We start from the raw sequence: 19,321 nt of genomic DNA, 5'->3' as shown, positions 1-19,321 counted from the left end.
GGTCGTCTGCTACCCGGCGAGCCCGGACGACGACACCAGGCCGATCACGACGCTGCCGACCGTCGTGTCGCTGCAACGGTCAGGTGATCGGTGGGCCGTGACCGGCACCCGTGCCGACGTCATCCAGGTCGACGCGCCGAAGAGCGGTGACGTCCTGCGCTCACCGGTGTCCGTCACCGGCCGGGCGCACGTGTTCGAGGGCACCGTCACCGTGCGCGTGCTCACCGACAAGAACAGGACCGAAATCGGCCGCGGGTTCGTCACCGGTGGCGGCGACGCGCTGCGACCCTTCGCCGGACAGATCACCTTCGCCCAGCCGAACGGCGGCAACGGCTGGATCCTGTTCCAGGAGGAGTCCGCGGCGAACGGCGATGTCGTTCTCACGACCGCCGTGCCGGTGACGTTCGCAGGTGCGGCGCAACCGTCGGCGACCGTGCAGAGCTGACGGTCACACCGGTTCGAAGGCGCGGGGATCGGCGCAGTACTCCCGCGCCGCCGCCGCGAACCGCACCGCCTGTGACCCGTCGACGTAGCGGTGGTCGAAGGTCGCCGTGACACCCAGCACCGGCCGGGCCACCACTTCGCCGTCGACGACCACCGGCCGCTGCTCCACCGCGCCCACCAGCACCAGGACCGGCATCCGGTAGTACGCGGCCAGCGGCGAGAACGCCCGCCGCACACCCCACATCCCCACCGAGGTCACCATGGCCCCGCCGAAGGCCTGGCGCGGCATGCCGAGCGCTTTCAGGTCGAGGTTGAGCGCCGTGGTGAGCCACGCCCCGCACCTCATCGCAGGGCGCAACAGCCAGATCGGCAGGCGTCCGAGCAACGCCTTGCTCCTGCCGAACTCCGGATCGGCGCCCGAGGCGATTGCGGCGTGCCTGCGGGTGAGCTCGTCGGCGACGTCGACCGCGGACTTGTGCTCGACGTCGGTGATCTTCACGCCGCTGAGCTCCTTGCCGTTCTCCACCGAGGTGATGAAGAAGACGTCGGCGGTCTCGCGCTCGTACTCCCGCCCGAACGCCACGCGCACCCGCAGTTCGGGTACCTGCACGAGTCCGTGGGCCACCGCGCGCCCGATGAGATGCGTGATCGTCACACGCGTACCACTCGTCTCACGGACGTGGTCGACGTAGGCGAGCAACGCGGTCGCGTCGAGGTCCAGCTCGCCGTAGAACTGGGGGTCCGACGGAGGACGCCAGGCCGCCCAGGCGAGTTTGCGCCAGGTGGGAATGGTCCGTGAGTTCACGTGCGCCTCCTCAGTCCGAAAAGGACGATCACGGGCAGGGTGAACAGCAGCGGCACCACCACGGCGAGCGGACGCTGCAACCACCAGATCAGGTCGGGAGCGCGGTCGTCCGAGATCTGACCGCCGAGCAGGAGGAACCCGGACACCCTCGCGAGTGCCATCCCCGTGCTGTGGAAGAGGAACAGCGGCAGTGCGATCGAGTTGACCACCGCCACCACCCGCCGCGCGACCGTGCCGTCCAGGACGCGTTCGACGAGTGGACGGGTCACCACCGCGAAACCGATCTGGAACGCCAGCAACGCCACGATCACGAACGTCGGCGGGCCGATGTTGGACAGCCGGTCGCCGGGCACCCCCACCATCGATCCCGGGTACAGGCCGGAGAACACCAGCCCGGCGAGACCGAACAGGCCGCAGAAGAACAACGCCCATCCCGTGCGCCGGGTCAGCCGGTGGTGGAAGAAGCCGGCCTGGTGGGCGAGCCACCACACGACGAGCATGTTCACCCAGCCGATCCACGGCAGGTCGTAACGGAACCGCAGCACGTCGACGACCATCGCGATCCCGCCGAGCCAGACGGGCACCAGCACGTCGAACCGGCGGTGCAGCCACGAGCTCACCGGCACGAGCGCGATGAGCACGACGTAGACCCCGAGGAACCACAGCGGGCTCACGACCAGCAGCACCACACCGCGGATCCAGGAGAGCCCGAAGATCGCCCAGGACACCGCGCCGAGCACCACCCAGGTGAGCACGAGCCCCAACGCTGGAACGAGCAGGTGGCGGACGTGACGCCACACGTAGTGGCCGACACCTTGCGTGCGGTCACGGGCCCACGAGCTGCTGTGCACGCAGCCGCCGACGTAGAAGAACATCGGCAGGACCTGGAGCAACCAGGTGAGAATCCACACTCCGGACCAGAAACCGAGCGGACTGGTGGGTACCGGACCCGTCGGTGTCCAGCGCAGAATCGTGAAAGCCCAGTGCCACAGGACGACCACGACGAGGCTCGTCGCCCGCAGCCAGTCCAGGTACTCGTCGCGCGGGCGCATACTGGAGTCATCATGAGTCGTCGCGTCGCGGCGCTGACCGCCGCTGTCCTGTTGCTCGTCCTGGCCACCACTCTCGCGAACCGCGTCCTGCCCGGATGGGCCTATCCGCTGTGCGGCCTCGTGACGGCGGGTGCGCTCGTCGGGCTGGCCCGCTGGTCGGGTCTGCGTGCCGCGGCGATCGGGCTGGATCGCGCGCACCTGCGCCGGGCCGGCCTCTTCGGCCTGGCCGGCCTCGGCGTGATCGCGCTCGGCTTCGGCATCGCTCTCGTGGTCCCGGCACTGAGGTCGTTCTTCCACGACGGCCGCATGCCCGACCTCGCGGTGAGCTCCGTGCTGTGGGTGGCGCTGGTCCGCATCCCGCTGGGCACCGTGCTGCTGGAGGAGATCGCGTTCCGCGGCGTGCTGCCCGCGCTGCTCGGCGGTGGCGACCGCTGGCGCTGGGGGCCGGTGCTCGGGGCGTCGGCGCTCTTCGGGCTGTGGCACGTGCTTCCCTCACTGGCGTTGACGCACAACGCCGCGGTGAGCGCGGTGTTCGGCAGTGCGTCGTTGGTCCTCGTCTCGTCGGTCGCCGTGCTGGCCGCGTCGGTCGCCGGTGTCGTGCTGCTGTGGTGGCGGCACACCGGCCGTGGTGTGCTCGCTCCCGCACTGGTGCATCTCGCGACGAACTCCGGCGGCGTGCTCGTCGCCTGGTACGTCCTGTCCTCAGCGTGATCGAGCCCTGCCCGCGAAGGCAGGGCCGAAGGGCTCGCGAGCGGCGGGACGCAGGGCCGTGGGCGGCGGAACCCGTTGGTGCTGCACTGGAGGAATGGACCAGCTCAGCCCGTTGGACGCTGCCTTCCTCGAGGTCGAGGACGCCGATCCGCACGCCTCGCTGGCCATCGCCTCGGTGGCGGTGGTCGAGGGACCGGTGCCGAGCCACGCCGAGTTCCTCGCGCTGATGCGGGCGAAGCTGCCGGTGCTGCCCCGTGCCCGGCAGAAGCTCGTGCGCACGCCGTTGGACCTGAGCACACCGGCTTGGCAGGACGATCCTTCGTTCGACCTCACCTACCACGTGCGCCGCACCGCCTTGCCCGCACCGGGTGGCGACGCGGAGCTGTGCGCCCTGGTCGCCCGGATCATGGGGCAGCGGCTCGACCGCGACCGGCCGCTGTGGGAGTACTGGGTCGTGGAGGGGCTCGCCGAGGGGCGGTGGGCCGTCCTGGCCAAGGTGCACCACTGCATGGCGGACGGCGTGAGCGGCACGATGATGTACGACGTCATGTACGGCGACGCGCCCGCACCGGAGCCTCCCGGCGAAGGTCCGTCCACGAGCCTGTTTTCTTTGCTGTCCACCGTCGTTCGCGCACCGCTGGCGCTGGCCGGCGGTGTGTTGTCGCTGGCGCTGTCGTTGTTGCCGGTGCGTCCGTCGTCGCTCTTCGGGCAGATCGGCTCGCCCCGCCTCTACCGGGTGGTCCGAGCCTCGTTGCCGGAGGTGAAGGAGATCGCCCGCACGTTCGGGGTGACGGTGAACGACGTCGTGCTGGCCGCGGTGACGCAGGCGTACCGCGCACTTCTGCTGGAACGCGGCGAACGGCCGTCCCCGCACAGCATCCGGACGATGGTGCCGGTGTCGGTCCGCGGTGATCGGCGGCTGGACAACCAGATCAGTCTCCGGCTCGCGTTCCTGCCGGTCGACGCCGGGACCGCGGTGGAGGCGCTTTCGCTGGTGCACGAGCGCTTCGCCGACGCCAAGCGGGGACACCAGGCCGAGACCGGGAACGCTCTCGTCCAGCTCGCGAGGCACGAGCCGTTCGCACCGCTCGCGTGGAGCGTCCGGCTCGGGGCCATGATGCCCCAGCGCAGCATCGTCACCGTGACCACGAACGTGCCGGGGCCGCGCAAGCCGTTGCGAGTGCTGGGCCGGCGGATCGTGGAGATCCTGCCGTACGTTCCGATCGCCATTCGGATCAGGACCGGCATCGCGGTGCTGTCCTACACCGACAGGGTGGCGATCGGCATCACCGCCGATCGCGCCAGCACCTCCGACGTGGACGTGCTGGCCGATGCGCTGCACAAGGCGTTCGCTGAACTGCTCACCGCGTCACGGCACGACGCAGCGTCCACGCACCAAGGCTGAACAGCACGGCCGCGAACCCCACCAGCACGGCCAGGTGCGGTGCGACGGTGAACAGGTCCCCGCCGCGCCTGGTGAGCGCGGAGAAACCGTCGTTGGCCCAGCCGTGCGGCGTCGCGAACGCCACCTTCCGCAGCACGGGGCTGAAGAACTCGAGCGGCACCATGCACCCGCCGAACGCGGCGAGGCTCAGCCCCAGCAGGATGCCGGCACCCGTCGTCTGCTGCTGAGTGCGGCAGACCGCCCCGAGCAGCAGCCCGGCGCCGCCCGAGACGAGCGCGAAGGCGCACAGCAGTGCGGCAGCGCCGAACGGGTCACCCCAGCGCACGCCGAACAGCAACGCCGACCCGACGAGCACGATCAGACCTTGCAGCAGGGCGATCGCGACCCTGCCCAGTGCCTCGCCGGCCACGATCACCCGTGCGGACGTCGGGGTGGCGAGCATCCGGCGGGTGACGCCGAGCCGGCGGGTCTCCACGAGGAAGGCGGCTGTGGTGAGCGAGTTGAGGAAGGTGAACACGATCAGCTGGTTCGCCGCACCGAGGTCGAACCCGGAGTAGCCCTCCGGGAACAGCGCCCGGCCGGCGGTGCTCACCCGCAACTCGACCGGTGACACCTGCACAGAGTCCACAACGGACAGAGCGGTGGTGCGGTCCAGCCCGGTGTGCGCGGAGACGAACTCGCCCGCCGCGATCCGGTTGGCCTCACGGGTCAGCGAGGTCGTCACGAGCATCCGGAGCTGCTGCCCCGTCCGGTCGGCGCGGACGAGGAGACGAGGGGTGTCGTCGCCCGTCCGCACGAGTCCGGCGCTGATCTCGCCGTGCTCCACCGCGGTGCGCAGGGCAGGCTCGTCCGGGAAGTCCCGCACCTGCACCGCGGATTCGGCACTCAGTGCGCCGGCGCCACCCACCACACCGACCACCGGTGTCGTCGCACCACCGAACGCCGCGCCGATGATGAACACCAGCATCAGCGGCAGCGCCACGAGGAAGAACAACCCGGTGCGGTCGCGCAGCGCGCGGTGCACGTTCATCCAGCCGATCGAGAGGACCTTCACGGTCGCACCACCTTCCGGAACAACAGCAGCGCGATCGCCCCCGTCACCGCCGCGAACGCGGTCATGGCCGCCACCGACGGGACCACCGCGGCGACACCTCCGCCCGCGAGATCCGCGAGCCCTCGCATGAACCACCGGTGCGGCGCCACCAGGCTGAGCTTTTCCAGCACTCCACCTGCCTGCGTCACCGGGAAGAACGCGCCGCCGAGCGCACCGAGCACGATCGCGACGATCGCCTGCCAGCCGCCGGCCTGTTCCGACGTCTTCGCGATGGCGGCCACCACCGCCATCGCACCGGTCGCGGCCAGCACACCGGACAGGACCAGCGCGGCGACGCCGACGGGATGGCCCCACCGCGCGCCCATCAGCAGGGAGCTCGCCACCACGAGGACCGTCATGCTCACCACGCCGACGACCACGCTGGTCAGCAGCTTGCCGGTGAGGATCGACGAGCGGCGCACGGGTGCGGCCAGCAGCCGCGCGAGCGTGCCGTTGCGGCGTTCGTCGAGCAGCCCGGTCACTCCCGGCTGCACCGCGAAGAACAGGAAGAACACCGCCATGCCCGCCGCGTACTGGGTCTTCGCGTCGAGCTGCCTGCGGCCGGTGGTGTCCTCGTCGACCACGGCTTGCGGGAGCGCGGCGGCCGCGGCGGCGGCGAGCTCGGCCGGCGGCGTCGACACTCCTGAGTGGACGGTCGCGGCCACGGCGGTGCGGACCGCGCCGAGCCGGTCGGTGTAGGCCTGGGCCAGCGACCGCGCGACGTCGGTGCCGGTCGGTGCGTCGACGTCGCCGACGACCTCGATCCGCGCGGCGCGTCCTGCCTGGACGTCCTCGGTCAGTCCGGCGGGCAGCAGGAACGCGGCGGTGGCCGTGCCGTCGTCCACCAGCGTTCTGGCCTCCTGCTCGGACGCAACGGTGCGCAGTTCGATCGCACCGGAGGCCGCCGCCTTCCGCAGCACGTCGTCGGTGAACGCACGGGCGACCACACCGCGGTCGGCGTCCGCGACGGCGTAGGTGAAGAGCTGGCTGTCGCCGCTGATGTTGCCGAGGATCAACGTGAAGACGCCGGCGAGCCCGAGCGGGAGGACGATCGCGAGCACGTAGGCGGTGCGGTCACGTGCCCGCTCGCGCAGGTCGCGTGCCGCGATCAGCAGTGCGTGACGCATGGCTCACTCCCGCAACGCTTTGCCGGTCAGGTGCAGGAACACGGTCTCCAGGTTCGGTTCGGTCACCTCGACCGACCGCACCACGACACCGTTGGTGGAGATCGCCGCGAGGACAGCGGGCAGGCATTCCCGCGCGTCGTCGACGACGAGCTCGAGTCCTTGCCCGTGCGGCGCCACACCGCGCACGTTCGCGACCGTTCCGAGCACGGCGGTGGCGTGCGTGAGATCTCCGTCGAGCAGCAGCGAGATGCGGTCGCGTTCGCCGAGCCGCTCGACCAGTTCACGGCGGGTGCCCTCGGCGATCAGGCGGCCCGAGTCGATGACGCCGACCCGGTCGCACAACCGCTCGGCTTCCTCCATGTAGTGCGTGGTGTAGAGGATCGCCATGCCCTGGGCGGCCAGTTCGCGGACGTTCTCGATGATCTGGTTGCGGCTCTGCGGATCGACCCCGGCCGTGGGTTCGTCGAGCACCAGCAACCGAGGCTCGTGCAGCAGCCCGATCGCCACGTTGAGCCGGCGCTTCATCCCTCCGGAGTACTCGCCGGCGAGATCACCGGCACGCTCGGTCAGACCGACCACGTCGAGGACGTGATCGACCCGTTCGCGGCCGGCGCCGTAGAGGTTCGCGAAGAACCGCAGGTTCTCCCGGCCGGTGAGGTCCGGGTACAGAGCGAGCTCCTGCGGCACGTAACCGACCAGGCGTTTGGCGGCGATGGCGTGCGTCGACATCGCGATGCCGTCGACGAACACCTCGCCCGCGTCGCGTTCGAGCACGCCGGTGATCATCGAAATCGTGGTCGTCTTGCCCGCCCCGTTGGGGCCGAGCAGCCCGTAGGTCTCGCCTTCCGCGATCGTGAACGACACGTCGTCCACGGCCACGACGTCATCGAACCGGCGTCTCAGGCCGGAGCATGAGAGGACCGTCATGGTGCGCTCCTTCCAGCGGGACGGCGACCACCGGGCAACGGGCGTGCCTCAGGCAGAAGCTGGTGACGGCGCTCATGACCAGCACTCCGGCCCTGGTGTAGCCGTGGTCGCCGACCACCAGGAGATCAGCGTCCTGCGAGAGCGCGACGAGCGTGGGACCGGGCTGGCCGAACGGCACGTCCTGGTCGATCCGGACACCGTCCGCCGTCATGCCGAGTGCGTCGACCGCGGCCGCGAGCTCGTTCCGGTGCGTGTCGGCGAACGGGCTGGACGACTGGCTCAGCTGGCAGACGGACAAAGCGAGCACGGACGCGTTGGTGCGCTTGGCTTCCTGAACGGCCCAGACGAGTGCGGCCTTCGCGGCAGGCGACCCGTCGACACCGACGACGATCCGGGAAGGTGAGTTCATGAGTTGCTCCTCGGGTGGGGTGCCGGCTCAGCGTGCCCGCGCGGGCCGCTTGTCGCGCAGGGTCTTTCGTCCCTGGTGCCGACTGCGAACGAATCGTCCACTGAGGACGAACGGGATTCTCGGACTATGCCGTCGCGGACGCCTTGCGCCGCCGCCTCGACACGTGCCGGTGCCCGCCGAAGACGGTGTGCAGCAGCCCGATCCCGGCGACGAAGCCGAAGTCGTACCAGTTACCGTTGTTGCGCACCTCGTAGATGTTCACGTTGTCGTTGAACAGCGAGATGATGAACGTGACCGGGTAGATGAACCCGTGCCACAGGCCCTTCCAGAACCCGGCCAGCTGCACACCGTCCACGTGGGACGCCACGTTCGGCCCGGCCGCGCAGGCGGTGACGAACACCGCGACAGCCAGGAGAAGCAACCACAGTTTCGCCTTCATCACGGCCGCGCCTTCAGCTTGACGATGCGCAGCGCCACGAAGAGCGCGGCGATGGCGACCGCACCAGCGGTGGCGACCAGCTTGTTCACGTCGACCGCCGGCTCCCAGCGGACCTTGCCGTCACTGATGACGTACGCCCCGGTCGGTTTCGCGTTGAGGCCGAAGCCGCCGCCCTCGCCCTCCTGGCCCTTCTCGTCCCGGCCGGTGCCACCGCCTGATCCGCCGGAGAGGGTGGCGGCGGCGATCACGGTGATCCCGTCCTTCTCGTACGGCTCGGCGTAGACCTTCCTCGCCTCGAGGGAGTCCTTCGTCTGCGTGATCAGCTCGTCGATCTTCATCACCGCTCCTGGAGGTCGATTTCCTCCTGCCAGCGTCGGGCCGGCCCGCGGTGCGGTGACAGGGCCTCAGGTCCTCCCGCACCAGGGACCAGTCCTCGTTCAGCGGTGTCCGAAGGCACTCGGAAGCACCACGACTGCTCCTTACCGTCGAGCCATGACAGCAGTGATCTCCGTGTCCGGCCTGCGCAAGGCGTTCGGCCGGACGACCGCACTCGACGGTCTCGACCTGACCGTCCGCGCCGGAGAGGTGCACGGGTTCCTCGGACCCAACGGCGCGGGCAAGACCACGACGCTGCGCATCCTGCTCGGCCTCCTGCGCGCCGACGCCGGCAGCGTCACGTTGCTCGGCGGTGATCCCTGGCGCGACACCGCGACCCTGCACCGGCGCCTGGCGTACGTGCCGGGGGACGTGACGCTCTGGCCGAACCTCACCGGCGGCGAGGTGATCGACCTGCTCGGCAGGTTGCGCGGCGGGCTCGACGCGAGCCGGCGCACCGAGCTGCTCGACCGGTTCGAGCTCGACCCCACGAAGAAGGGGCGCGCCTACTCGTCGGGCAACCGGCAGAAGGTGGCGCTGGTCGCCGCGCTGGCGTCGCGCGCCGAGCTGTTGATCCTCGACGAACCGACGGCGGGCCTCGACCCGTTGATGCAGGCCGTGTTCGAGGACTGCGTGCAGCAGGAGCGCCAGGAGGGCAGGACCGTGCTGCTCAGCAGCCACATCCTCGCCGAGGTCGAGAAGGTCTGCGACAGGGTGAGCATCATCCGGCAGGGCAGGACCGTCGAGACCGGCACTCTGCAGGAACTGCGGCACCTCACCCGCACCTCCATCACCGCCGACCTCGCGCATCCGCCCAACGGGCTGGCCGCGTTGCCCGGCGTGCACGAGTTCCACGCCGAGGGCACGCATCTGCACTGCCAGGCGGACACCGACCAGCTCGACGACGTCCTGCGGGCGCTGAGCGCACTCGGCGTGCGCAACCTCGTCTGCCAGCCGCCCACCCTCGAGGAGCTGTTCCTGCGGCACTACGAGGTGACGGCGTGAACGGCACACTGCAGCTGATCCGGCTCGCGCTCCGCAGGGACCGCGTGCTGCTCCCGGCGTGGCTGGGCATGTTCGTGCTGCTCGCGGCCGGTTCCGCCGCCGCGACCAAGGGCATGTTCCCCACCACCGAATCCGTTGTCGCGGCGGCCAACAGCATGAACGGCACACCGGCGCTCGTGGCCGTGTACGGGCGGATCCACGACCCGACGTCGATCGGTGCGCTCGCGATGCTGAAGGCGCTGGCGACCGGAGCGGTGATCCTGGCGGTGTTCTCCATCATCGTGGTCGTGCGGCACACGCGTTCGGACGAGGAGTCGGGGCGGCGGGAACTGCTCGGCGCCGGAGTGGTCGGCAGGCACGCACCGCTCGCGGCCGCGCTCGCCGTCGCCGCCGGAGCGAACATCGTGCTGGGGTTGGTGACCTCGCTCAGCCTGGTCGGCGCGGGACTGCCGGCGGACGGTTCGTTCGTGTTCGGGCTGGCGTGGACGAGTGTCGGACTCGCCTTCGCTGCGATCGCCGGGATCACGGCACAGGTGGCCAGGTCGGCCCGTGGTGCGACCGGTCTCGCGGTGGCGGCGCTCGGTGTCGTGTTCGTGCTGAGAGCGGTGGGAGACACCGCGGACGTGGCAGGACCGCGTTGGCTGTCGTGGCTGTCGCCGCTGGGATGGGGCCAGCAGTTCCGGCCGTACGCGGGCAACCGGTGGTGGGTGCTGCTGATCACCGTCGGGTTCGCGGTGGCAGCCGCGGGCACCGCGCACCTCCTGGCGGCGCGACGCGATCTGAACGCGGGTCTGCTGCCCGATCGAGCCGGTCCGGCCACCGGGACGCTGCGCGGTGTCTTCGGGCTCGCCTGGCGGTTGCAGCGCGGTTCGCTGCTGGGGTGGACGGTCGGGTTCGTGGCCTACGGCCTCCTCGTCGGGAGCGTCGCGGGCAGCATCGGCGACATGATCAGCAGCCCGCAGGCCGCGGAGCTGTTCAAGAAGCTCGGTGGCGACAACGCGTTGACCGACGCCGTCTTCGCCGCGATGTTCGGGTTCCTGGGCGTGATCGCCTCGGCGTACGGCCTCCAGACGGCGATGCGGCTGCACAGCGAGGAAACCGAGCTGCGTGCCGAGTCGTTGCTCGCCACGCCGGTCTCGAGAGCGCGCTGGGCGGCGAGCCACGTCGTCATCGCCCTGGCGGGCACGGTCGTCCTGCTCGTCGGCGCGGGTCTGGCCGCCGGAACCGTGCACGCGGCCCAGACCGGCGATGTGTCCGTGGTGGGCGAGGTGCTGGCCGGTGCGCTCGTGCAGATCCCCGCCGCGTGGGTGCTCGTCGGCATCGCGGTGGCCGCGTACGGCCTCGCGCCGCGGCTGGTGGTGGTCGGCTGGTCCGCGCTCGCGGTGTTCCTGCTGCTCGGTGAGCTCGGCCCGATGTTCGGCTTCGACCAGTGGCTGATGGACCTCTCGCCGTGGGCGCACCTGCCGAAGGTGCCGGGGTCCGCGGTCACCGCGACACCGCTGTTGTGGCTGCTCGCCATCGCCGCGGCAGGACTCGTCACCGGGTTCGCTGGGTTGCGCCGGCGTGACGTCGTCTGACGGTGTCCGCAGGTACCACCAACAGCTTCACCGGCAGGGACCCAGGTCCCGCCGAACCCGGCTCTTTCGGACCTGTCGAGTAGAGATCGACACGGGCGAAAGTGCGGGTGTCACTTCGCATGGAGGTTCAACATGAAGCACGCAGGCGCGACGGAGATCGGCAACGTCGTGGTCGAGCTGGACGGCCGGATCGCGGCGAAGGCCAGGCAGTACGCCCACGACAAGATCAGCCCCCTGGCGCGCTACGCGCCGAAGCCGACCGAGTTCGCCCACGTCCGGCTCACCACGAGCGGGCCGCGCACGATCACCGTGCACGCGAACCTCGACGTCAACGGCACGCCGGTCGTCGCGAAGGCGGAGGCGCCCACGTACGAGGAGGCGGTGGACGCCGTGCACGACCAGCTGCACGGCCGGCTGCTCAGGATGCACAACTGACGAGAGCCGCGGCGACGGCGGCCTGCCCCAGGCTGATGCCGCCGTCGTTCGGGGGCACCCGGCGGTGCGTCAGCACCCGGAACCCCGAACGCCGCAGACCGTCGACGGTGCGGCGCAACAGCAGGGCGTTCTGGAACACCCCGCCGGACAACGCGACCGAGGTCAGTCCGGTCTCCTCCCGCGCCGCTGTGCAACAGGCCACGATCGCGTCGGCGACGCCGTTGTGGAACCGGGCGGCGACCACGCCCGGATCGACGCCCGCGCACAGGTCGGCGACGAGGGCTCGCAGCAGATCTTCGCCGCACACGACCAGGCCTTCGGTCCCGGCCCGATAGCCGTCCGAAGTGGACGGATCCGCGCGCTGCTCCAGCTCGACGGCGGCCTGACCCTCGTAGGTGATCACGTCCCGCACGTCCAGCAGAGCGGCCGCGGCGTCGAACAACCTGCCCGCGCTGGACGTGAGCGGTGCGTTCACCCCGTTGCGCGCCATTGCGACCACGGGTCCCCAGCGCGACTCGTTGCGCCGCGCCACCGGAAGCCGCACCTCGGGGAGGTACGCCGCGGCCATCCGCCAAGGCTGTCTGATCGCGGTCGCGCCACCGGGCATCGGCACCGGTTTCAGGTGCCCGATGCGCCGATAGCCGGCGAGATCGGCGACCAGGAACTCCCCGCCCCAGATCGTGCCGTCCGGCCCGTAACCCGTGCCGTCGAACACGACCGCGATGACCGGCCCCTTCTCGCCGTTCTCGGCCAGGCAGGACGCGGCGTGCGCGTGGTGGTGCTGCACGCCCACCAGGTCGACGCCGGCGAGGTCGGTGGCGTACCTCGTGGAGCGGTAGTCGGGGTGCAGGTCGTGAGCCACGACCCGCGGCGTGATGCCGAACAGCCGCCCGAAGTGCTCGACGGTCGTGGCGAAGCGGGTGAACGTCGCGTGGTCGCTCAGGTCTCCGAGGTGGGGCGACAGGAACGCGCGCTCGTCCCGCACGAGGCAGAACGTGTTCTTCAGCTCCGCGCCACAGGCGAGAATCGGCCGCGGAGTGCGCACGGGCAGGCTGACGGGTTCGGGCGCGAACCCCCTGGCACGACGCAGCACACGGCCTCCACGCACCACCGAGTCGTCGGCGGGAGAACGGATCGGGCGGTCGTGGGTCAGCACGGCGTCGGCCACCTCGCCGAGCGAACGCGCGTGACGGTGGGCGATCGGTTCGTCCGAGACGTTCCCACTGGTGAGCACGATCGGTTCATCCAGCTCGCGCAACAGCAGGTGGTGCAACGGCGTGTACGGCAGCAGCAGACCCAGTTCGTTCGTCCCGGGAGCGACCGCCTCGGACACCGGTGCGCCTGCCCGGCGGGGCAGCAGCACGATCGGGCCGCGCGGATCGCTGAGAGCCTCGGCGTCGTCGACCTCGCACAGCTCGGCGGCCTGGCGCAGATCGGCGACCATCACCGCGAACGGCTTGTCCGGGCGGCGTTTGCGGGCGCGCAGCACGGCCGCGGCCGCGGGATGCGCGGCGAGCACGGCGAGGTGGAAGCCGCCGAGTCCCTTGACCGCCAGCACCTGTCCCTCGGCGAGCCGTGCGACGGCCTCACCGAGTGGATCCGGGCTGTCACCGAGCACGAGACGCGGACCGCAGCCGGAGCAGCAGGTCGGTTCGGCGTGGAAGCGCCGGTTCGTCGCGTCGGTGTACTCCGCCCGGCAGGCCGCGCACATCGGGAAGCGCGCCATGGTCGTCCGCGCCCGGTCGTACGGCACGGCGCGCACGATGGTGTACCGCGGGCCGCAGTGGGCGCAGTTGACGAACGGGTACCGGTAGCGGCGGTCGGCCGGGTCGAACAGCTCGCGCAGGCAGTCCGCGCACGTGCCGACGTCCGCGGGCACGAGCGCGGCCGGCCGCGTGCCCGCCCGGCTGGTGCTGATCCGGAAGCCCGTCGTGCCGCGGGCGGGGCGTTCGGACACCTGCACGCGGTCGATCCGGGCCCGCGGGGGAGCGTCCCTGCACAGGGCGGTCAGGAACTCCGCCACGTTCTCCTGCGTGCCCTCGATCTCGATGAACACGCCTTCGACGTCGTTGCCGACCTGCCCGCTCAGCCGCAGCCGGGAGGCCAGCCGGTGCACGAACGGGCGGAACCCGACGCCCTGCACGACACCGGCGACGCGGAGCTTCCTGCCGACGCGAGCGCTCACCGGTCCTGCGCCCGCTCCTGGGCGAGCAATGCGGCCACGGTGTCGTCCCAGGTCGTGAACGCGTGCTCGGACCGGAAGCGCTGAAGCTCGTCCATCGTGTCCTGACGCAGCCGCAGCCACGCGCTGCCGGGGAAGTGGAAGTCGACGGTTCTGCGCCACACGTCCACCGGGAGTGCGAACGACTCCTCGTTGCTCCACGGCACCTGCCGGACGCGCAGCCTGCCGTCGTGACGGCCGAACACCGTGCCGCTGAACAACAACAGCAGCGGGATCGAGCCCTGGTCCAGTGCGTTGAAGTACTTCGTGGACGCGACCTCGAGGTCGTAGGTGCACGGCACGTCGAGATCGACGACAGTGCTGCCGGTGAAGCCCGGCACCATCGCCGGCACCGTCGCCAACGACACCGGCTTGAGCGTGCGCGCCCACCGGCCGGTGTCGCCGAACAGGTCGACCAGGCGCCGGGCCTCGTCCGCGGAGTAGCGCCTGCGGTGCGGCTCGATGCGGATCTGGCAGCGCAACGCCACGGCGTCGACCGGTTCGTCGCCGCCCTGGCTGATCCGCAGGCGCAGCGTGATGGCGGGCACGGCGGCGTACGGGTTGGCCTGTGCGTCAACGCATTCGAAGTGCAGTGAGTTCATGGTCGTGCCTTGTCCCTGATCTCCGCGAACAGCGCCTCGATGTGCTCGTGCAGCTGTTCGCCGCCGTCGAGGCCGGTCCAGTACAGCCGGATCGTGCCGACCAGCCGGTAGCACACGTCGACCGGCACCAGGAAGCACTCGGCGCCCTTCTCGGTGCGGCGGAACAGGATCGCCTCCACGTCCGGCTCGGCCATCGTCAGCAGCGGGTGCGCCACGGCCAGCCGGTTCCACACGCCGGTGTCGAGCGGGCGTTCGGTGGCACCCGCGGGACTGGGGTGGAACACGGTGACGCCGGTGCTCGTGCGGAGCAGGAACGCGGTGCCCACCGGGATGTCCAGCACCTCCCACTGCGCAGGGGTCACCGGGTGTTCCGGGTCCCGCAGGTAGCGTTCGGGCACGGCGCGATAGCGCGTCCGGTGGTCCTTGTGCCTGGTGAACAAGAGGAAACACGCGCGGCAGGAGCACATGAGCGCGCGGCGCTGGACGTCGACCACGTGCCCGTGCCGCGAGGCGACCGGGGTGCCGCACAGCTCGCACCGCTCCAGTTGTTCCATCCGTGCGGCGCGCTGTTCGCGCAGGAAGTGCGGTGTGCCGGTGAAACGGCGCAGGCGGTGAGGGCTCACGACGCCACGCTCCACCCCGGCGGCGGCTCCATCCCGATCTGCAGGAGCGGGCCGGCGGTGGTGATCGCGACCGAGACGACCTCGGGCGCGGCGTCGAGCACCGCCCTTTCGGCCAGGGCCGCCTGTGCGGTGGAACGACAACCACCACGCAGTCGCAACCGCACGACCCCGCTGTCGTCGATGCCGAGGTACTCGACCGTGTCGAACGGAACGAGCGCGCGGCGGATCCGGCTGTCCGGGTCGTCCGGGTGCAGGTCGTGCAGCACGAGCAGGCTCGCCACGAGATCGTCCGCGGCGATCGTCCTGAGCAACGACGCGTCGTGCTCGCGCAGCACCGCGACGATGCGCGCGAGGCCGTCGCCGTACAGGTCCATCAGCACCCGCACGAGGTCTTCCGCGACTTCCCGGTCCTCACCCGAGCGCAGGGCGGCGAGCAGCTTCTCGACCTCGTCGCCCGCGCTCTCCACGTCGTCCGTCACGGCGCACCACCGAACGCGTGCGGCGTGTGGATCTTGGTCAGCGTCGTCCCGGCGCCGATGGACATGTGGACGCCGCAGGGCATGCACGGGTCGAAGCTGCGCACCGCCCGCATGATGTCGATGCCCTTGAAGTTCTCCCTGGTGTTCTCCTCGAAGATCGGGGTGTTCTGCACCGCGTCCTCGAACGGTCCGGGTGTGCCGAAGCTGTCCCGCACGCTCGCGTTCCACGGTGTCGGCGGATACGGCTGGTAGTTCGCGATCCGGCCGTCGCGGATCACCATGTGGTGGGAGAGCCCGCCGCGCACCGCCTCGGTGAACCCGCAGCTGAACGCGTCGTCGGGCACCGTGAACTCCGACCAGGTGTCCGTGCGCCCGCCGCGGACCTCGGCCAGCGCGCGGTCGCAGAAGTGCAGCGCCAGTGCCGCGATGTAGGCCTGGAAGTAGGTGCGAGCGCGGTTGCGCTCGATGGCGTTGCTCCAGCGGGGGATCCGCCACTCGAACGTCGCCTCAGGCCGGGTCATGGTGCGCGGCAACGTGATGCGCACGCTGTGGCCGGTCGCCTCGACGTGGTCGGTGCGCACGAGGCCGGCGAGCGCGGTCGTCCACAGCCTCGCGAGCGGTCCGCCACCGGTGTCGAGCGGGAGGTGCCGTTCGCCGTCGAACCACCGCGGCGACATCGTCCACGAGTACCTGTCGCCGAAGTCCCGCTTGCCGGGCCTGGGAATCGTGTGCTGGTTCCACGGGTGCCGCGCGTCGACCGGGTTGCCGAGTTCGTCGTGCGTCACGAACTTGTCCATGCCCTCCCAGTCGTCGTAGAACGACGAGCCGAGCAGGATCCGCATGCCGAGGTTGATGTCCACGAGGTCGGTCGTGACGAGCTTCCCGTCGACGACGATTCCCGGCGTGATGAACATCTTCCGGCCCCACGAGGCCATGTTGCGGTAGGTGAAGTCGCAGTGCTCCGGGTCGTTGAGACCACCCCAGCAGGCGAGCAGGACCCGCCGCCTGCCGACCTCCTCGTAGCCGGGCAGGGCGGTGTAGACGAAGTCGAACAGGTCGTCGTGCATCGGCACGACCTTCTTCATGAACTCCACGTACCGCATCAGCCGGGTGAGGTAGTCGGTGAACAGCTGCAGCGTGGCCACCGTGCCGACCCCGCCGGGGTACAGAGTGGACGGATGCACGTGCCTGCCCTCCATCAGGCAGAACATCTCCCTGGCCTGCCGGGAGATCTGCAGCGCCTCGCGGTAGAACTCGCCCTCGAGCGGGTTGAGCGAGCGCATGATGTCGCCGATGGTGCGGTAGCCGTGCACACCGGCGTGCGGCGCCTCGGTGCGGTTCGCCAGGTCGAGCACCCCGGGGTTGGTCTCGCGGACCATCTTCTCGCAGTAGTCCACACCGACCAGGTTCTCCTGGAAGATGTTGTGGTCGAAGAGGTACTCGGCGGACTCGCCCAGGTTGATGATCCACTCCGCGAGGTGGGGCGGCTTGGCACCGTACGCCATGTTCTGCGCGTAGACCGAACACGTCGCGTGGTTGTCCCCGCAGATGCCGCAGATGCGGCTGGTGATGAAGTGCGCGTCGCGAGGATCCTTGCCCTTCATGAAGACGCTGTAGCCGCGGAAGATCGAGGAGGTGCTGTAGCACTCGACCACCCGCCGCGCTGCCCAGTCGATCCTGGTGTGGATGCCGAGACTTCCGACGATCCTGGTGATCGGGTCCCAGGTCATCTCGACGAGATCGTGGTTCTTGGCGGTCATCGCGGTACCGGGTTCACTGCCTTCGTTCTGACGTCCCGCAGGACGCGGATGGCGGTGCCGGTCAGGGTTCTGGCCGGCGCGGGGGTGGTGCCGCCGAGCGGGTGCTCCATGAACGGCATGAACTTGTCGGGGAAACCGGGCATGGTGCAGGCGATGCAGATGCCGCCCACGTTGGGACAACCGCCGATGCCGTTGATCCAGCCGCGCTTGGGCACGTTGCACCGGACCACCTGACCCCAGCACCCGAGCTTCACGAGGCACTTCGGCGAGCCGGGCCGCTGGGCGAAGTCGTCCTGCTCGTAGTAGCCGGCCCGGTCGCAGCCCTCGTGCACGGTGGTCTCGAACAGCCACCTGGGTCGCAGCGCCTCGTCGAGGCCGATCATCGGCGCGTTGCCCGCGACCTGGTAGAGCAGGTGCAGGATGGTCTCGGAGAGGTTGTCCGGCTGCACCGGACAGCCCGGCACGACCACGATCGGGATGCCGTCCTTGGACTTCCAGTCCCAGCCGAGGTAATCGGGCACGCCCATCGCCCCGGTCGGGTTGCCCGCCATGGCGTGGATGCCGCCGTAGCCCGCGCACGTGCCGACGGCGAGGACCGCGGTCGCCTTGGGCGCCAGCCGGTCCAGCCACTCGGTGGTGGTGATGGGCTGGCCGGTCGCGGGATCGGTGCCGAAGCCGCACCAGAACCCGGTTTCCTTGTTCCGCTCGTCCGGCACCGATCCCTCGACGACCAGCACGAAGGGCTCGAGCTCACCGCGATCGGCCCGGTGCCACCACTCGATGAAGCTGTCCGCTCCGCCGCTCGGGCCGCACTCGAAGTCGAGCAGCGGCCAGTGCATGGCGACGCGGGGGAGTCCTGGCAGGCCGCCGAGGACGATCTCCTCGATGCTGGGCTGCGTGGCGGCGGTGAGGGCGACCGAGTCTCCGTCGCAGCCGAGGCCGCCGTTCATCCAGAGGACGTGCACCACGGGTTCGGGTTCGACCTGGGCCTGTGCCGGGGTGCCGGGCGGTTGCTCGGCCCTGGTCATCGCCGGACACCTCCTGGTGAAATAGTGCCCGGAACGCGCGAAGGTTGATTTTTCGTGCTTCGGGGCGGTCGGGGAGCCGCAACGCTAGACCTTTCCTCGTTCCTGTCGCAAGACTGAACTGTCGGTGCACCGGACAATGCTGTCGCGGCGTTAGCATTGCGGTCGCTGAAGGGCGGTTTGCGTGCCTGAGTCGATCGAGATCTTTCCCGTCGTGGTGCTCACGAGGGTGTTCGCCGCGCGGCCCTCCGCCGTTCCGGAAATACAGGGGTTCATCCGCGGCTGCATGGCGGACGTGCCGCTGCCCGACGACGACGCCCGTGAGCTGAACCGGACGATCATGGGCGTCCTGCTGGCCGCCGCGGGACCGGCGGGGAAGCTCCAGGTTTCCTGCCGGACCTACCCCGACAAGGTCGAGTTCGACGTGCTGCCGGGGTCGGCCGAGCTCCTTCACCCGGTTGGCCGTCACCCGGAGGAGTCGACTTCGGCCAGGTCAGAAGTGTCCGTTTCGCAGGATCCGGTCGCACTGCCGTCCAGCTTCGCCGAGTGGATCACGGAGGTGCTGCGCCGCGAGGGGCTCACGCGGGAGGCCGCGGCGAGGCAGCTCGGCGTCTCGGTGAAGACCGTGAGCCGCTGGGCCGGCGGCGAGACCGAGCCCCGCCTGCGCGAGCTGCGGCGCGTTCAGGACCAGTTCGGCGACATGCCGTTTCGCTGACCGCCGAATTCGATTCGGCCAGACCGGTGAGTTTTCTCCGTCGCCAGGAATCGCCGCCCTTGCGCGTGGTGCCGGACGTGAAGTAAACAACC

General features: G+C 70.2%; 21 protein-coding genes. 7 read left to right on the top strand and 14 right to left on the bottom strand.

What is annotated here, in order from left to right; translation table 11 throughout:
- Window positions 1-445 (top strand): Gmad2 immunoglobulin-like domain-containing protein (locus ACFOWZ_RS05210; protein WP_382369531.1); only part of this gene is annotated, 445 nt, incomplete at its 5' end.
- A 3-nt stretch (window positions 446-448) separates the two neighbouring features.
- Here the strand turns inward: ACFOWZ_RS05210 and ACFOWZ_RS05205 are convergent.
- Complete coding sequence (locus tag ACFOWZ_RS05205; RefSeq protein ID WP_382369528.1) at window positions 449-1,249, bottom strand: 2-oxo acid dehydrogenase subunit E2; 801 nt, start codon at window positions 1,247-1,249, stop codon at window positions 449-451.
- Window positions 1,246-2,301, bottom strand: a complete 1,056-nt coding sequence (locus ACFOWZ_RS05200) for an acyltransferase family protein (protein WP_382369525.1) — start codon at window positions 2,299-2,301, stop codon at window positions 1,246-1,248. Before ACFOWZ_RS05200 ends, ACFOWZ_RS05205 begins: the two co-directional genes overlap by 4 nt.
- 12 nt (window positions 2,302-2,313) lie before the next feature.
- On the opposite strand from ACFOWZ_RS05200, the gene ACFOWZ_RS05195 reads away from it, so the two are divergent.
- On the top strand, window positions 2,314-3,012 hold the full coding sequence (locus ACFOWZ_RS05195) for a CPBP family intramembrane glutamic endopeptidase (protein WP_382369522.1): 699 nt from the start codon (window positions 2,314-2,316) through the stop codon (window positions 3,010-3,012).
- Between the two features lie 94 nt (window positions 3,013-3,106).
- A complete protein-coding gene (locus ACFOWZ_RS05190) occupies window positions 3,107-4,417 on the top strand; it encodes a wax ester/triacylglycerol synthase family O-acyltransferase (protein ID WP_382369519.1) in 1,311 nt (436 codons plus the stop codon).
- Here ACFOWZ_RS05190 and ACFOWZ_RS05185 read toward each other — a convergent pair.
- From ACFOWZ_RS05185 to ACFOWZ_RS05160, 6 genes are all read right to left on the bottom strand, one after another.
- Window positions 4,374-5,471 carry an ABC transporter permease gene (locus ACFOWZ_RS05185; protein ID WP_382369516.1) on the bottom strand — a complete coding sequence of 366 codons (1,098 nt, stop codon included), beginning with the start codon at window positions 5,469-5,471 and terminating at the stop codon, window positions 4,374-4,376. The two genes, ACFOWZ_RS05190 and ACFOWZ_RS05185, sit on opposite strands and share 44 nt — an antisense overlap.
- Window positions 5,468-6,637, bottom strand: coding sequence for an ABC transporter permease (locus tag ACFOWZ_RS05180; RefSeq protein WP_382369513.1), 1,170 nt, complete (start codon window positions 6,635-6,637; stop codon window positions 5,468-5,470). Before ACFOWZ_RS05180 ends, ACFOWZ_RS05185 begins: the two co-directional genes overlap by 4 nt.
- A 3-nt stretch (window positions 6,638-6,640) precedes the next feature.
- On the bottom strand, window positions 6,641-7,564 hold the full coding sequence (locus ACFOWZ_RS05175; protein WP_382369510.1) for an ABC transporter ATP-binding protein: 924 nt from the start codon (window positions 7,562-7,564) through the stop codon (window positions 6,641-6,643).
- Window positions 7,521-7,973: a universal stress protein gene (locus ACFOWZ_RS05170; RefSeq protein WP_382369507.1), complete on the bottom strand. Its 453-nt coding sequence runs from the start codon at window positions 7,971-7,973 to the stop codon at window positions 7,521-7,523. Before ACFOWZ_RS05170 ends, ACFOWZ_RS05175 begins: the two co-directional genes overlap by 44 nt.
- Window positions 7,974-8,097: 124 nt before the next feature.
- On the bottom strand, window positions 8,098-8,412 hold the full coding sequence (locus tag ACFOWZ_RS05165) for a hypothetical protein (protein WP_382369504.1): 315 nt from the start codon (window positions 8,410-8,412) through the stop codon (window positions 8,098-8,100).
- A complete protein-coding gene (locus tag ACFOWZ_RS05160; protein WP_382369501.1) occupies window positions 8,412-8,750 on the bottom strand; it encodes a spore germination protein GerW family protein in 339 nt (112 codons plus the stop codon). Before ACFOWZ_RS05160 ends, ACFOWZ_RS05165 begins: the two co-directional genes overlap by 1 nt.
- A 154-nt stretch (window positions 8,751-8,904) precedes the next feature.
- Here ACFOWZ_RS05160 and ACFOWZ_RS05155 point away from each other — a divergent pair, with 154 nt between their 5' ends.
- The 3 genes from ACFOWZ_RS05155 (at window position 8,905) to ACFOWZ_RS05145 (ending at window position 11,804) form a co-directional block, all read left to right on the top strand.
- The gene (locus tag ACFOWZ_RS05155; protein ID WP_382369498.1) at window positions 8,905-9,792 is read left to right on the top strand and encodes an ABC transporter ATP-binding protein; all 888 of its coding nucleotides are present in this window, start codon (window positions 8,905-8,907) and stop codon (window positions 9,790-9,792) included.
- Window positions 9,789-11,369, top strand: coding sequence for an ABC transporter permease (locus ACFOWZ_RS05150; RefSeq protein WP_382369495.1), 1,581 nt, complete (start codon window positions 9,789-9,791; stop codon window positions 11,367-11,369). Before ACFOWZ_RS05155 ends, ACFOWZ_RS05150 begins: the two co-directional genes overlap by 4 nt.
- A gap of 132 nt (window positions 11,370-11,501) precedes the next feature.
- Window positions 11,502-11,804, top strand: a complete 303-nt coding sequence (locus tag ACFOWZ_RS05145) for an HPF/RaiA family ribosome-associated protein (protein WP_382369492.1) — start codon at window positions 11,502-11,504, stop codon at window positions 11,802-11,804.
- On the opposite strand, the gene hypF is transcribed toward ACFOWZ_RS05145, so the two are convergent.
- The 6 genes from hypF to ACFOWZ_RS05115 are packed head-to-tail and all read right to left on the bottom strand — an operon-like array spanning window position 11,788 to window position 18,517.
- A complete protein-coding gene (gene hypF / locus ACFOWZ_RS05140; protein ID WP_382369489.1) occupies window positions 11,788-13,989 on the bottom strand; it encodes a carbamoyltransferase HypF in 2,202 nt (733 codons plus the stop codon). The genes ACFOWZ_RS05145 and hypF overlap by 17 nt on opposite strands.
- On the bottom strand, window positions 13,986-14,627 hold the full coding sequence (locus tag ACFOWZ_RS05135) for a DUF6084 family protein (protein ID WP_382369486.1): 642 nt from the start codon (window positions 14,625-14,627) through the stop codon (window positions 13,986-13,988). The genes hypF and ACFOWZ_RS05135 overlap by 4 nt, the downstream gene beginning before the upstream one ends.
- Complete coding sequence (locus tag ACFOWZ_RS05130; protein ID WP_382369483.1) at window positions 14,624-15,250, bottom strand: DUF5947 family protein; 627 nt, start codon at window positions 15,248-15,250, stop codon at window positions 14,624-14,626. Before ACFOWZ_RS05130 ends, ACFOWZ_RS05135 begins: the two co-directional genes overlap by 4 nt.
- Window positions 15,247-15,729, bottom strand: coding sequence for a NifU family protein (locus ACFOWZ_RS05125; RefSeq protein ID WP_382369480.1), 483 nt, complete (start codon window positions 15,727-15,729; stop codon window positions 15,247-15,249). The genes ACFOWZ_RS05130 and ACFOWZ_RS05125 overlap by 4 nt, the downstream gene beginning before the upstream one ends.
- The gene (locus ACFOWZ_RS05120; protein WP_382369477.1) at window positions 15,726-17,489 is read right to left on the bottom strand and encodes a nickel-dependent hydrogenase large subunit; all 1,764 of its coding nucleotides are present in this window, start codon (window positions 17,487-17,489) and stop codon (window positions 15,726-15,728) included. Before ACFOWZ_RS05120 ends, ACFOWZ_RS05125 begins: the two co-directional genes overlap by 4 nt.
- A complete protein-coding gene (locus tag ACFOWZ_RS05115) occupies window positions 17,486-18,517 on the bottom strand; it encodes an NADH-quinone oxidoreductase subunit B family protein (protein WP_382369474.1) in 1,032 nt (343 codons plus the stop codon). Before ACFOWZ_RS05115 ends, ACFOWZ_RS05120 begins: the two co-directional genes overlap by 4 nt.
- A 181-nt stretch (window positions 18,518-18,698) precedes the next feature.
- Here ACFOWZ_RS05115 and ACFOWZ_RS05110 point away from each other — a divergent pair, with 181 nt between their 5' ends.
- Window positions 18,699-19,229, top strand: a complete 531-nt coding sequence (locus tag ACFOWZ_RS05110) for a helix-turn-helix domain-containing protein (RefSeq protein WP_382369471.1) — start codon at window positions 18,699-18,701, stop codon at window positions 19,227-19,229.
- Window positions 19,230-19,321 lie beyond the last annotated feature (92 nt).

Source organism: Lentzea rhizosphaerae, from assembly GCF_042649515.1.
In the GTDB taxonomy this organism is placed as follows: Bacteria; Actinomycetota; Actinomycetes; order Mycobacteriales; family Pseudonocardiaceae; genus Lentzea; species Lentzea aerocolonigenes.
Note: the sequence above shows the minus strand (reverse complement) of the source record. Positions and strands in the feature narration are given on the sequence as shown.